Origin of the sequence: Bradyrhizobium sp. SZCCHNS1050 (genome assembly GCF_032484785.1) — a bacterium.
In the GTDB taxonomy this organism is placed as follows: domain Bacteria; phylum Pseudomonadota; class Alphaproteobacteria; order Rhizobiales; family Xanthobacteraceae; genus Bradyrhizobium.
This window is the reverse complement of record NZ_JAUETR010000001.1, coordinates 3,349,473-3,362,807: the sequence shown is the minus strand read 5'-3', so window position 1 is coordinate 3,362,807 and position 13,335 is coordinate 3,349,473. Positions and strand designations below refer to the sequence as shown.

Here is a 13,335-nt window from a genome sequence, read left to right as displayed (position 1 = left end):
AACAAAGGACGGAAAAGCAAAGGGACTAGGCACATGCGTGCGCAGAGGCGCACGCATGTGCCTACACTCACGCGGAAGTATGGCGACGGTGTGTGGAAGCAAAGTCAGAGACGGATATTCTTGGCTTTCTCGATGGCGATGTCATCGAAGAGCTGATTGCGGCTGCTCGTCCGGTGCGCATCGATATGCGCCGCTATCTCAACTAGATCTTTCATCCATTGACCCGGCGCGAACGCAAAGACTGTCCAAAATGTCCACCGCTCATACTCAAATCCCCTCTTGGTATCGGCGATGATCTCGACACCGAGCATACGATCGCTGCCTGCGAAAAATTCGACCCTGCCATACCGGTTGTAGTCTTCGTCCCAACTCGGGATGCCTTCGTCCACGAAAGTCGTGGCGTATTGCCTGCCGGAATAAATGAAATGCACGGTCACCTTGTCGTGCGGGTCTCGCCCATCGGTCTTTGAGACAGTGGCGGAAATGTCTAGGGCAGGGAAGCCGACGTATTTTTGGAAGTCGTCGCGTCTGGACCAGGACGGCCAGCGCTTTGTGTGGTCCACTAGCTCGCAAATTGAGTACCCAATGCGGCTATCCTGAATCAGCCTTTCGGCTCGCTTTATCAGGTTTTTAGCTTCTTCGGCTGAAGGATCTAGCCGGGCTTTCTGCTGCTCGTAGAAGTGCTGCTGATAGGCATTGAGCATTTCCGAAATGATCTCGTCCGGAGACTGCTCGGGCTTCTTCGGCTCAACAATTGGCGACGGCGCCGACGATTTTTTCAAACCCCACACCATGACGTGCTCCTCCAGGACGGAGAATATACGGATGGTTGGAGGACGCAATCAGGGTGTAATTTCGTGCCTGGGCCGCGACGGCGCCACAGCCCGTAACGAGACTATAAGTGCAAGAGGCGCCGGATCTATTCGGCGCCCGTCGTCATTTTTTGTGACCGAGGCGCTCTGGAGACCGGGCGGGCGGGACTGGCTACCTTAGCGTTGACGTAGCCGCCCCTCCGCCGCTTCCAGCGCTATCGCATTATCGAGCGTCGCTCCGGGTACGTAGTCGCTTGGCTGACATACGATTGTGGCGCATTAACCAAGAGCTGCCGAAACATTCCGACCTCTCCCCTTGTGTCTCGCCGGGGCAGCCTCGAACGCTTGCTTTCCCTTTGCAATCCATAGCTCACGAGCATGTTCGCCCTGATCGCTTTGGAGCTTGTCAGCCATCCAGAGCAGCGCGCCGTAGATGATGGCGCGATCATCGCCGGTCAGTTCCACGATGCGGGCTTTGGCGATGAGGCCACCCAGTTCAATAAGATGCAGCGTGCGCTTACGGCGTTCGACCTGCCACGCGCGCATTTCATGTCCCGCCCTTGCGGCTTGCTGCCGGTTGTGTGCCGCTCGGTTGCGCAGGAGGGCCGTCCACGTTGCGTTCAGTTGTCGGTGCATTTCGCCGCGACCGGCTTTGAAAGAACGCGGCCCCGCGCTTGGCCCATGCCTCCCTCTTTCCGGCCTCTTTCGTCTCGGCTAGCACGATCAACGCGCCAGCCAGTTCTTCAACGGTGAGTGTGTCGGCTCCGGTGGCGATGACCAATTCGCCTAGCTGGCGCACCTTACGGGTTTTCAGTCCGCGCGCTTTGTCTTCGAGGGCCTTTAGGTCTGCATCAAAATCCCTCGGTTTGCGCATCGTCGCCTCCATGAGTGTTGATGGAGAAATGATAGCTGGGCACCCAGGACAATGCTGTAGGGTCATCAGGACGGGCTGAGACGGTACGATCCCTGCCGAGATTTTTTCGAGGGAGGGCGCGCTTATACGTCGTGCCGACGTGCGCTTCGCCGTGTAGATGATCCGGCCGCGATGGCGATCTATCATCTTCACGTCAAGGTCATTGGCCGCAAGTCTGGGTCCAGCGCGGTGGCGTCAGCCGCCTACCGTTCGGGCTCGCGGCTGCGCGACCAGCGCTTGGACCGCAGCCACGACTTTTCTGGCAAGCGCGGCGTCGTCCATTCCGAGGTGATGCTGCCGGAGAATGCGCCGCAGGCATGGAGCGACCGCGAACGGCTGTGGAACGATGTCGAGGCGTTCGAAATCCGCAAGGATGCCCAGCTTGCCCGCGAGGTCGAGTTTGCCCTTCCCCGCGAGATGAGTGAGGCTCAGGGCATCGAACTGGCTCGCGACTTCGCTCGGGCCGAATTCGTCGATCGGGGCATGCTCGCCGATCTCAATGTGCATTGGGACATGGCCGAGGACGGCATGCCTAAACCGCATGCCCATGTCATGCTCACCATGCGCGCGGTGGACGAGAACGGCTTTGGCAAAAAGGTGCGGGAGTGGAACCGCACGGAGATGGTCAAGCGCTGGCGTGAACGCTGGGCGGAGATCGCCAATGAGCGGCTGGCGGAGCTCGACATTGACGCGCGGATCGACCATCGCAGTCTGGAAGCCCAGGGCATCGCGCTGGAGCCGCAAAGCCAGATCGGCGCACCCGCCAAACGCATTGAGGACCGCGGCATCGAGGGCGAAGGGAGCGAGGCCGATCGCGCCGAGATGCACCGCGAGATCGCGCACAGCAATGGCGCGCAGATCATCGCGGATCCCTCCATTGGGTTGGACGCTATCACCCGGCAACAATCGACCTTCACACAGCGCGACATGGCGAAGTTTGCGCACCGGCACAGCGATGGGATCGACCAGTTCAATGAGGTCATGAGTGCGATGCGTAGTGCACCTGGCCTGGTCGAACTCGGCAACGACGGTCGCGGCGACGATCGCTTCACCACCCGCGAGATGATTGAGGCCGAACAGCGCCTGCACCGCGCAGCCGGACTCATGGCGGAACGGGAACGCCATGTGATGCGGGACGCGGACCGCGAGGCCGCTTTGGCACGCGCGGAAGCGCGCGGCCTTGTCCTTTCCGGCGAACAAGCCGAGGCGCTGGCGCATATCACCGATGGACGCGATCTCGACATTGTCGTCGGCCACGCCGGAACGGGAAAGAGTGCGATGCTGGGCGTGGCGCGGGAGGCCTGGGAAGCGGCGGGCTACGAGGTCCGGGGCGTGGCACTGTCCGGCATTGCGGCGGAAAATCTCGAAAGCGGATCGGGCATTGCGTCCCGCACAATCGCCAGCATGGAACATGGCTGGGGACAGGGCCGCGACCTGCTCAGGTCGAGCGATGTGCTGGTGATCGACGAGGCCGGTATGGTCGGCACGCGCCAGTTGGAGCGAGTCCTATCCCATGCGGCGGAGGCCGGCGCCAAGGTCGTGCTGGTCGGCGATCCGCAACAACTGCAAGCCATCGAGGCCGGCGCGGCATTCCGCTCGATCCATGAGCGACACGGCGGCGCGGAAATCGGCGAAGTGCGCCGTCAGCGCCAGGACTGGCAGCGCGACGCCACGCGCGATCTGGCCAATCGCCGAACCGGCAACGCGCTCGAAGCCTATCGCTCCCACGGCATGGTGCATGAGGCCCAGACACGCGAGCAGGCGCGCGGCGATCTGATCGAGCGCTGGGACCGCGACCGGCAGGCGTCGCCCGGCAAGAGCCGGATCATCCTTACCCACACCAACGACGAAGTCCGCGCTCTCAACGAGGCAGCGCGCGAGCGAATGCGGGCCGCCGGCGATCTGGGGGATGACGTCCGCCTGACAGTCGAGCGCGGCGCGAGAAATTTTGCCAGCGGGGATCGCGTCATGTTTCTGCAAAACGAACGCGGTCTTGGCGTAAAAAACGGTACGCTCGGCATCGTCGCGCAGGTCAGCGCGCAATCCATGACCGTGCAGACCGACGATGGCCGATCCGTTCGGTTCGACCTCAAGGTTTATGACCGGATCGACCATGGCTATGCGGCGACGATCCACAAGGCGCAGGGCATGACGGTCGACCGCGTCCATGTGCTGGCGACGCCGGGAATGGACGCCCACAGCAGCTATGTCGCCCTGTCCCGACACCGCGACGGCGTGGACCTGCATTATGGCCGCGATGACTTTGCCGGGCGGGACCCGCTGGTCCGCCCCCTCTCGCGCGACCGGTCCAAGGACATGGCATCGGACTACGACCGGGCCGATCCGGTGCAGAGTTACGCCGAGCGGCGCGGGATCACCTTCCGCGAGCGCGTGGCCGAGATCGTGCGCAAGGTCGTACCCGAGAAAATACGCAACGTGTTGGACGGCCTTCGCTCTCCATCAGATATGCCCGACCCGGATGGTCGACAAAGGCCGGAGCGGGAAACGCCGGAAAGAGAAAGGAGTGACACGGCAACCCTTAGGGGCGGAACAGAAGCGCCGGAAAGGAAGCTGCCGGAAGAGGCGGAAAAGGAATTGCGTCGCGTGCGTACCCGCGCGCTCGTGCGTCATGCCCGCGCCGTGGATGCGATCTTTGAGGCGCAGGAGATGGGCGGCGAGGTAAGTCCCGAGCAGGTGAAAGAACTGCAAAAGGCCCGTCAGGTGTTCGAGGAGGTGCGGCCTTATGGCTCACGCGATGCTGAAGCCGCCTACAAGAAGAACCCGGAGCTTGCCCGCGAGGCGGCTGGCAGCCGGGTCAACCGCGCCATCCGCGCGCTCCAGCTTGAGACCGAACTGCGTATGGATCCGAGCCGCCGCGCCGACCGCTTCGTGGCGGACTGGCAGAGGCTCGACCAGGCCAGCCTGCGCCAGTATCAGGCGGGCGATTTCTCCGGCTACAGGGCCACGCGCTCGGCGATGGGCGACATGGCAAGAAGCCTCGAACGCGATCCGCAACTGGAATCGCTCCTCGACAATCGCAAGCGGGAGCTCGGCATCGCGTTCGAGTCAGGCCGCCGGCTCGGCCAGGAACTCGCCGTCGCCCACGGCATCGATCTTGGAAGAGGCCGCGGCCTCGAACGCTAACTCGGCCTATTTTCCGCCGCGTCTATCCTACCCTGCTACGACACGAAAACGTTCTTGCGCGCTTACGAAGGCCTGCCCTGTCTGGATCACCAGCACTCAGAAACTGCCAGCAAGGGGCAGAGCGGCCATGCGCGAACCAGACCGGATCATCCGCCTGAAAACCGTCCTGGCGAGGACCGGGCTGTCCCGGTCCACCATCTACCGCAAGATCGCCGAAGGCACGTTCCCAGCTCAGCTGAAGATCAGCACCAATGGGGCTGGCTGGCACGAATCCGACATCAACCGCTGGATTGCAGATCCAGTCGGATGGCGTCCGAACGGCGACCTCGATGAAGTCCGCTCACGGTAGAGGTTAGCGGTCGTCCCGCAGCCGAGCAGCTGGGAACGAAGTTTCCGCCCGTGGCCGCCGGTCCGGCCGACAAGGGCTGGCATCATTCCTTCAGCTAACAAATCGGCGCTCGATGGCAGCTTGTCCGACGATCCTCAAGACCCAACGAGCCGCTTCAGCCGTTCAGACGCGGCCCGACGAATAAATCGACTCGATCAGCTTGCTGACCGCCGCTTCGTGGTTTCGAAGGGAGTTCGCCCATGTATCGGCTGTCCACGTTATCTGGCCCAGAGGCCCTCCGAACATTATGGTCATGAACGGAATGACCTCGGCCGACTGAGTGGATCCCCAGGTCCCGTCAGATTGGCTGACCACCGTCAGTACGTGGCCGCAATAATCGATAGCCGTAACGGCCATTACGCGATCACCAGAGGCATGCTCCTTGCGGGGTAGCGATCTGGACCCGCTTGTGTTCAGAGCGCCATCTTCGACGTTGCCACGACCTGGCATAGCGACCACCCTCGATTTCTCATTCCCCATCCGATTGTCTGGCTAAGGGCCGGACCTGAAATGTAGACCATCGTCTACAACTTGGCAATCAGAAATGGGATTCATAGTCCGTAGACCAATAGTCTACATTCTTTTCGATTTGTCCTCATGGTGGATGAATCGGCAATTGTGGAGATAGTCGCTGCGAACGTGCGACGAGCGCGAAAAGCGTTGAACTGGTCTCAGGAGGAACTTGCTTTCGAGGCAGGTCTTGATCGTACCTATATTTCTCAGGTCGAACGGGGAAAGCGCAATATGACCATCGTTGTCCTTGCGCGCCTGGCAGCTGCGCTGCATACGACCCCAGAGCGCCTGATTGCAGCCGGATCCCGAAGAGGCGCCGGTTAGTTGCCTGTGCGATCCACTTGTCGGCCCCAACGAGTTGGGCCCGACAGGACGACTATTGCCTCACCTATTGTCAGCGTGCCGCCCAGCCGAGATGCCCACCGTTCGGACTGGGATAGCAGCTCGGGATATATCCGTGGTCAACACCGGCTAGGCCTACGCCGACGAGCAGAGAGTTGGCCGTCACAGGCCGGAAGACAAGCGAGCTAGTGCGGACCGGAGCGCAGCGACTACACTGGCCCACCATTTTCCGCCTCCTGATTCCGAACGGTTGCCTTACCGGCCTGGGGCCGCAGACTCCCTTTTCGACGAGGTCAATTTGACTCTGGGATTGCACACGCAAAGCGTGTACATTTCGATCAACCGCAGACAAGATCCGCGATCGAGTCGATGGCACAGGTGACTTCCAGTCGAAAATCAGCTGACGATAAGCCTCAACATTTGTATTCTACGCCTTCAAGGAAACCTGAACCGAATCATCGCCACGCGATAACCCCAATGAATAGATCCACGATCCATCCGCGGTCCGGCTCCCGATGCAACGGCGATTGGAGACATTGTGCGACTCGCACTTAATATTTTGATGTCTGAAGCCTCATTTTGATGTCTGAAGCCTCCGTCGATATCGTAAGAGCCTCTCGGGACGGCCATCAGTTTCACGAGGCGTGGGTAGCGCGGCGAGCGCTAGGTCTGCTTCTCCCAAAGGATGACCTCTGTGGGATTGCTGTTGAAGGTTTGTCTGACGATATCGAAGAGGACGCCTCACCGGCAATTATCGAGATTGCTGACGCGACGCTATATTTCGGTCAATCCGCAACGTACGAAGACGCCTCGCGAATTGAGGTTGCCCAGTTTAAATATTCTGTGGCGAAGGCGGAAACTGGTATCAGAGCCTTCGACCTTAAGAAAACGCTGGAAAAATTCGGTGACGCGGAAAAAGACTTCATCAAAAAGTACGGAGAGGCCGGCACGTGGGATCGATTTAGATACACGTTCATTACGAACCGCCCTATCTCGGAAGATCTCAAGTCCGCGCTGGCAGGCTTTGCGGATCCGACCGCTCTGACCGGCGAACCGAAGGAACAGTACAATCAGCTTCTGCAGGCTGTAAATCTTTCGCCGGCGCATTGCGCCAAATTTCTTCCACGGCTTAGCATCCAGGCAAGGACTGCCAAGCTTGGGGAAATCGAGGGCGCCAATGCAGCAATCATCGCAAATTGGTCGGCATCAAACGATGCCCTGGCAAGGGCTCGGCTTGGAGACCTTCGCAAACTCGTTCGCGACAAGGCGGGGTCTGCTGGCCAAACCAACAAGCTGATCGTGAAGGTCGACATTCTCGCAGCGCTCGGTGTTGCCGACGAGGAGCAATTGCTTCCGGCGCGAGACGCCTTCCCCAATGTCGGCGACGTCGTCGAGCGCGTGCAGCTGGCAGAGTTCGTTAAGGAGGTGGGTTCAAGTGGCTGCTGGGTTCTTCACGCCACAGGTGGAGTAGGAAAGACCGTTTTTATTCAAAGCGCCGCGAAGAAGCTCGCGGATACCGACGAAGTCGTTTTGTTCGACTGCTTCGGAGGCGGGGCTTATCGGTCTCCAACGGATGGCCGTCACCGGCCTGAACGAGGCTTGCTCCACATAGTGAACGAACTGGCGTGTCGCGGTCTGTGCGATCCTATTCTCCCTGAATCTAGCGATCCAAGCGAAGTCATTCGGCGCAGCCTGCAGCGATTTGAGCAATCGCTCGTCACCTTACGGCGAACAAGGCCCGCAGCGCGGCTCATCATCATCATGGACGCTGCAGACAACTCAGCAATCGAAGCGGCAAACCGCGGGCAACCGTCATTTCCACGAGACCTGTTAGAGAGTCTATCTCACCGAACGGAGGCGATCGAAGGATTAGTGCTCCTCGCGACTGCACGGACGGAACGGCGCGAGAAAGCCATCGGAAATGCGTCTTGCCAGCAATTCGAGCTGCGTCCATTTACACCCTCGGAAATCGAGAAATTTGTACACGCGAGGCGGCCGGAAGCGACATCAGCACAGATTAGCGTCCTCTCCGTTCGTTCGGAAGGAAATCCCAGGGTACTTGCCAATCTCATCGCACCGGACCGCTCCTTGCAAGGTGAAACTGAAACGGACACCAAGGTTGCACTTCCGTCGCTCATAGAAGAGCGCATCGAACGCGCAATACGGCAGGCCGATCAAAGTGGCGCTCAAAAAGACGCGATCGCTACATTCCTGTGCGCGCTGTCTGTCTTACCCCCGCCGGTGCCGGTAAAGGAGATCGCTACCGCGTTCGGACTATCGGAGGCCGAGGCCGAAAGTCTTGCTGCCGATTTGTCGCCACTCTTAGAACGAACGCGGTACGGACTCATTTTTCGCGATGAGCCTACGGAGACGCTCGTCAGTGAGAAATACGGAGCTAAACTCGATTTGCTCACGAACGTAGTTGTACGTCTCAATGCCGCCCAGTCGACGTCAGTATACGCTGCGCGCGCCTTGCCGGGCCTACTATTTGCCATGGGGCAAGTAGAGACCTTAAGGCAACTAGCTTTTGACCAGAGATTTCCAAGTGAACTCAGCAGCGACGTGGCTAAGCGAGGTATTCGCCTAAACCGGCTTAAGACTGCGCTAAGTGCTGCCGCCAAGGCTGCCGACTTTAACACAGCTGTTGATGTGCTTGTTGAGCTCTCCTCAATTGCTCTCGCGGACGAACGAGGCGAGACCTATCTGCTGAACAATGCTGACCTCGCTGTTACCTTGGGTGATACCGAAACCCTCCGACGATTATTCGAAGTACGAACGAGTTGGCCTGGAACGAGACATGCGCGGCTAGCCATTGCATACACAACGGAGGGGACCCAAGGAGATGCCCATAATCACGTTGTTCGTGCCGACGAATGGCTCCGCTGGGTAGAACAAAACGCTGAGAATCGAGAGTTCCGAGATCGCATCCATCCCCAAATCGATGATCGGGTCTCAATCCCATTTTATCTCGTCAGAGCCCGGCGCTTCGTCGATGCTGCACGTTTTCTTGCCCGGTGGTATGGCTGGTACGGATATCAGCTCTCGGTTCGAATGCTTGAACTCGCGCGAGTATCCCACTCCGCTGGGGCATTTGCTCAGCTTTCGGATCTCGCTGAGACACTCGGCCGGTGCCGCCATCCACCGGCCTCGTTGATCGCCGCAACTTTCTACGTCTTCCCAGAGCTTTCCGCTGACGTCAGCCGCAAATTGCTCCGACGTGTCGTTTCTGTTGCGAAAAATACCGACCAAATCGGCGACGACTTCGAAATGCGAGGAGAGCAAAACAGTTACCGAATGGCCTTGATCCGATGCGCTTTGCGCGCTGCCCATTTGGGCTTGGGAAAGGAGGCGATCGCAATAATCGAACATGCCTCGCCGCGCAGATATCAATTCTACTCCCTTCACCATCCCTGGTCTGCTCATTACATCGTTCCGTGGGCGCTCTCTGTCGCGGCGCGAGCAGCTGCAGAGAACAGGGAGCCGACGCTATTTGAATGTTTGCCCTCCGAGCTCTACGGCTTGATCAACGATGAGACCTGTCCGGCAGCAGAGACGGATCAGATAAGCCTATTACTTAAGAAGCTTGATGAAAAGAAAACAAAATCCAAGGGAGAAGACAAACCTAAGGATCGCACCCTTTCGCCATCAGACTTGGAAGACGCACCCCGACGGATACGGAGTGAAGTCAAATCAGTGCTGCAGTTGGTCCGCGATTTGGTCGCCATTGTCACCGCCAGAGACGAACGCGAAGTTGAGACGAGGATCAACGCTTTCTTCGACGCTTGGGCGAACTATCAGAATGCGCCCAAGGAGAGATCGTACGATTTCAACACCAAGAAACAGTTCTTGGACGATTTGTACTCATCGACTGGGACCGCTATTTTGACCGCCCTTGGGCAGGTCAACTCGCACTCCGCAGCTCGATTTGCTACCTGCGCGGAAAGCAGCAACGCCTATCCTATTGCCTGGCGTCTCCAATTCATCTCCCAACTTGCAAACCAAGCGACCGGCAAGATAACCGCCGGTAGGCTGGCCGTTGAGGCGGTCAATAGCATACAGAACGAAGACGATGTGACCGGCCGTGCTGCCCTGTTCGCGCAGCTGGCAAGAGCAATTCTGCCCGCGGATGAAAACGAAGCGCGGGCGATTTTTCACCGAGGCCTTACCGAGCTCGACGCAATAGGTTCCGGTGACTATGGCTTCACAAATGAGCTCCTTGCGTTTTCTACATCGATTCGCAGTGGCCCCCTCAGCTCGATCTCAGCCCTCCGAGTCGCCAAGGTTTGCGAGCTGAACAACTATGACTCGCGCAAGTTTCCGTGGGCGCTGACTGGCCAAGCGTTCTCTCGGATCTGGGGACTTCGCTACCTTGCCCAGATCGGACGCTGGCATGATCGAGACAAAGTAGATCTAGAACTAACGCTTCCGCCTGCGCTGTGCTTCTTGGTTCGCGATCGACTTCTCTCGCCAGAAAGCGCCGTCGGCATGCTGGGGTTAGTTGACCTTGTTGAGATGTGGGATTGGGGCTGGAAAGACTTGTGCCAGTCCCTTATCGACGTCGGAGCAAGCGTCGCACTCTTCTCTGACGTTTTGCGCGCCTACGAGCGCGCGCACCCTTCTGGTAATTATTATCGGCTCGATGAGGTACGCGCAGTTCTCGAAAGCTCGCCACAAGTCTTCGCATCAGTCAGAAGTAAGTTGGATGACCTTAGGGACCGGGCTTCTCACCGTCGTACCGTTGACCGAAATACGCCACCTCTGGCGGGTCAGCCCGACATGCATCGAGAAAAACCCGATAAGCGAGCCACCATCACAATGAAAGTGGAGCATACTGACCCGTTAGATCCAGCTTCACTTGAAGCGCTCCTAGACACAATATCCGAACTGGACGGAGCATTAGAGCTTAAGCAGTTCGCATTCGAGCGACTGAGGGCTCGAGTGTCGTATGGTGATCGCGGCAGACACATCGAAGCGCTGCTTGGAGCGAGGAACGCGGAACTCTTCACAAAGAACGCGCTACTAGAAGACACTAAACGCGATTGGAAGCCGGACTCGCCTTCCGGCTTAGATAGTCTCGCCGCTGGTGGCAGGCTCATCCAAGATCATGCAGCGGAATTGCTCGGGAAGTCGTGGGGCTTTAATTGGGAACTTAACAAACTTGCGGAGGTTTCCGGGCGACCTAGATGGGAGCTCGCCATGAAGCTTGTGGAGGCGGCAACTACTCGGGATATAGATGCAGCCTCGACCACCTGGCTCAATCTGGGGACGCTGCTCTCGGAGAAGGCAGATCCGGCCGTCGCCAAGAAAGCCCTCGAAAGATTGATGGATAGTGGTACAGCACGATTGGCCGATAACGTGGGGGATGGAGCATGGCGTGGCGAGCTTGATCCGGGCGAGAACGAACTTCGTACCGTGGCAGGGCTCGTATGGCTTTGCCTCGGCGCACCAGAAGCAGCCATGCGATGGCGCGCCGCCCACGCCGTCCGGGAATTGGCACGCCTGGGAAAGTGGGAAGTAATCACTCATTTATTTGCGTGTTCCAAGGATTCTGACGCGGGCCCCTTCCAAGATCGATCGTTGCCATTTTTTGTTCTGCACGCGCGACTATGGCTCCTTATCGCGATCGGCCGCGTGGCACTCGACTTTCCAGAGCAGGTCGCGCAGTTTACCAACGAACTTCAGGCGATCGCTTTGAATGATGGTTTCCCTCATGTGGGAATGCGTGAGGCCGCAAAGCGCGCGCTGCTCGCGATCACTAAAGGCAAGAGAGATCGCAACGCTCGACAACTCGCAAGGTCTTTGGCTGGAATTAACGCTTCGCAGTTCCAACTTGTAGGAGATCCCTCCAAGCATTCGGCGGCGCGATATTCTAAACGGCCAAATGACATCCCAGAGCCAACGCCTGATTTTGGTTTCGAATATGATTTCGAAAAGTATCAACCGGGCAGACTTGGTCGTCTATTTGGAATGCCCGATTGGCAAATCCGCGATCAACTCGTCACGTGCATACGAGGCTGGGACCAAAATGTGAAGTCGATGTACGATTTCGCCGGCCGTCCAAAGCGAGGAGATACGCGCAACTACAACTTGGGGACTGCCGACGAGTATCACAATTATGGTACGTATCTCGCATGGCATGCTCTCGCGATCGTGGGCGGACAACTTCTCCTGACCACCCCCCTGCAAAAGGCCCATGAGTGGGAAGATCCTTGGGAGGACTTTGTTGCACGCTTTTCTATTACGAGAAAAGACGGACTTTGGTTAGCCGATGGAACGAGTCTTTATCCTTCGTTTGCTCAGCACGACCTTATCGCGGGTAATGGAAACAAGGATACACCTGCTCACGATTCCACTTTGCTCTTATCCCTTGCAGGGATCGGAGCCAACCTCTCCGTGGATGATCGATTGATAGTGGCGGGCTCGTGGAGTTCGCCGGACAATGTGAGCGTCTCGATTATGTCCGCTCTCGTGCCTGAAGGAGATAGCGATCTGGCTGCTCGGAGCCTAACTACTTCCTCGGAATTCCACATGTGGTTGCCCGATCATCATCCTGACGATCGTCTAGGCGACGAATACGCTCCGCTGGAGCCTTGGACATTCAATCGAGAAGCGGAATGTAAGCTAGACGAAGACGATCCGCTGGGGTCGCGCTCTGCGCTTGCTCGTCATTGCCCAGCTGGTCGGACCATTAAGGAGCGTAGGTTGAGGGCAACCGGCGCATGGCAAACCGCTTGGAATGAGCCTACTGGCCGGCATGCCTTTCAATCACTCGCTTGGGGTCGGCACACCGGCCATGGACGACGAGCGGATCGCGAACAGGGTGACGCACTATATTGCGACGCGCAATTTATGAGGGAGTTGCTCGCTGCGAAAGCGCAGCGCCTAGTGTTACTCGTCAAATTGCAGCATTACCGCGAAAAGAAGTACGATGAACACGGAACTGGCGGCACATTTACCCACTCGTGGATCATTGCCGTGGTTGATGAGGCTTTGGGAGTCGCCACATATTCGAAGAATGCGGCGGATGATGCGGCGATTTCGAAGCTTGAGCAGCACGCCCGGTTTAGTTTCAGGGAGAGATATCGAGCTCTATCAGAGCAGCACTAGAGAATGTCGGCGCTCAGTAGAATCGAGCAGCCTGACTTACGTCGAATTGGAAAGCAGTGCGCTGGCGAACGGATTCATCGTGCGATCGAAATTCCTTGACTGCCATGTTCCGAAAA

General features: G+C 58.2%; 7 protein-coding genes. 4 read left to right on the top strand and 3 right to left on the bottom strand.

Translation table 11 applies throughout. The features are described from left to right. Nucleotides 1–104 precede the first annotated feature (104 nt). The 3 genes from QX094_RS15185 to QX094_RS15175 form a co-directional block, all read right to left on the bottom strand. Nucleotides 105–794, bottom strand: coding sequence for a hypothetical protein (locus QX094_RS15185; protein ID WP_316187980.1), 690 nt, complete (start codon nt 792–794; stop codon nt 105–107). Between the two features lie 297 nt (nt 795–1,091). Then, nucleotides 1,092–1,358, bottom strand: a complete 267-nt coding sequence (locus QX094_RS15180; protein WP_316187979.1) for a conjugal transfer protein TraD — start codon at nt 1,356–1,358, stop codon at nt 1,092–1,094. Nucleotide 1,359: 1 nt separating this feature from the next. Continuing rightward, nucleotides 1,360–1,686, bottom strand: a complete 327-nt coding sequence (locus QX094_RS15175) for a conjugal transfer protein TraD (RefSeq protein WP_316187978.1) — start codon at nt 1,684–1,686, stop codon at nt 1,360–1,362. 171 nt (nt 1,687–1,857) lie between these two features. On the opposite strand from QX094_RS15175, the gene traA reads away from it, so the two are divergent. The 4 genes from traA (at nt 1,858) to QX094_RS15155 (ending at nt 13,219) form a co-directional block, all read left to right on the top strand. After that, nucleotides 1,858–4,869: a Ti-type conjugative transfer relaxase TraA gene (traA, locus tag QX094_RS15170; protein ID WP_316187977.1), complete on the top strand. Its 3,012-nt coding sequence runs from the start codon at nt 1,858–1,860 to the stop codon at nt 4,867–4,869. 127 nt (nt 4,870–4,996) lie between these two features. Then, nucleotides 4,997–5,218 carry a helix-turn-helix transcriptional regulator gene (locus QX094_RS15165; RefSeq protein WP_316187976.1) on the top strand — a complete coding sequence of 74 codons (222 nt, stop codon included), beginning with the start codon at nt 4,997–4,999 and terminating at the stop codon, nt 5,216–5,218. Nucleotides 5,219–5,854: 636 nt separating this feature from the next. Then, nucleotides 5,855–6,094, top strand: coding sequence for a helix-turn-helix transcriptional regulator (locus tag QX094_RS15160; protein ID WP_316187975.1), 240 nt, complete (start codon nt 5,855–5,857; stop codon nt 6,092–6,094). A gap of 600 nt (nt 6,095–6,694) precedes the next feature. Next, nucleotides 6,695–13,219: a hypothetical protein gene (locus tag QX094_RS15155; protein ID WP_316187974.1), complete on the top strand. Its 6,525-nt coding sequence runs from the start codon at nt 6,695–6,697 to the stop codon at nt 13,217–13,219. Nucleotides 13,220–13,335: the final 116 nt, after the last annotated feature.

Excerpts from the sequence above, each read along its gene's own strand:
- QX094_RS15185 (WP_316187980.1), bottom strand. The coding sequence starts at position 794 with ATGGTGTGGGGTTTGAAAAAATCGTCGGCGCCGTCGCCAATTGTTGAG.
- QX094_RS15180 (WP_316187979.1), bottom strand. The coding sequence starts at position 1,358 with ATGCGCGCGTGGCAGGTCGAACGCCGTAAGCGCACGCTGCATCTTATT.
- QX094_RS15175 (WP_316187978.1), bottom strand. The coding sequence starts at position 1,686 with ATGCGCAAACCGAGGGATTTTGATGCAGACCTAAAGGCCCTCGAAGAC.
- traA (WP_316187977.1), top strand. The coding sequence starts at position 1,858 with ATGGCGATCTATCATCTTCACGTCAAGGTCATTGGCCGCAAGTCTGGG.
- QX094_RS15165 (WP_316187976.1), top strand. The coding sequence starts at position 4,997 with ATGCGCGAACCAGACCGGATCATCCGCCTGAAAACCGTCCTGGCGAGG.
- QX094_RS15160 (WP_316187975.1), top strand. The coding sequence starts at position 5,855 with ATGGTGGATGAATCGGCAATTGTGGAGATAGTCGCTGCGAACGTGCGA.
- QX094_RS15155 (WP_316187974.1), top strand. The coding sequence starts at position 6,695 with ATGTCTGAAGCCTCCGTCGATATCGTAAGAGCCTCTCGGGACGGCCAT.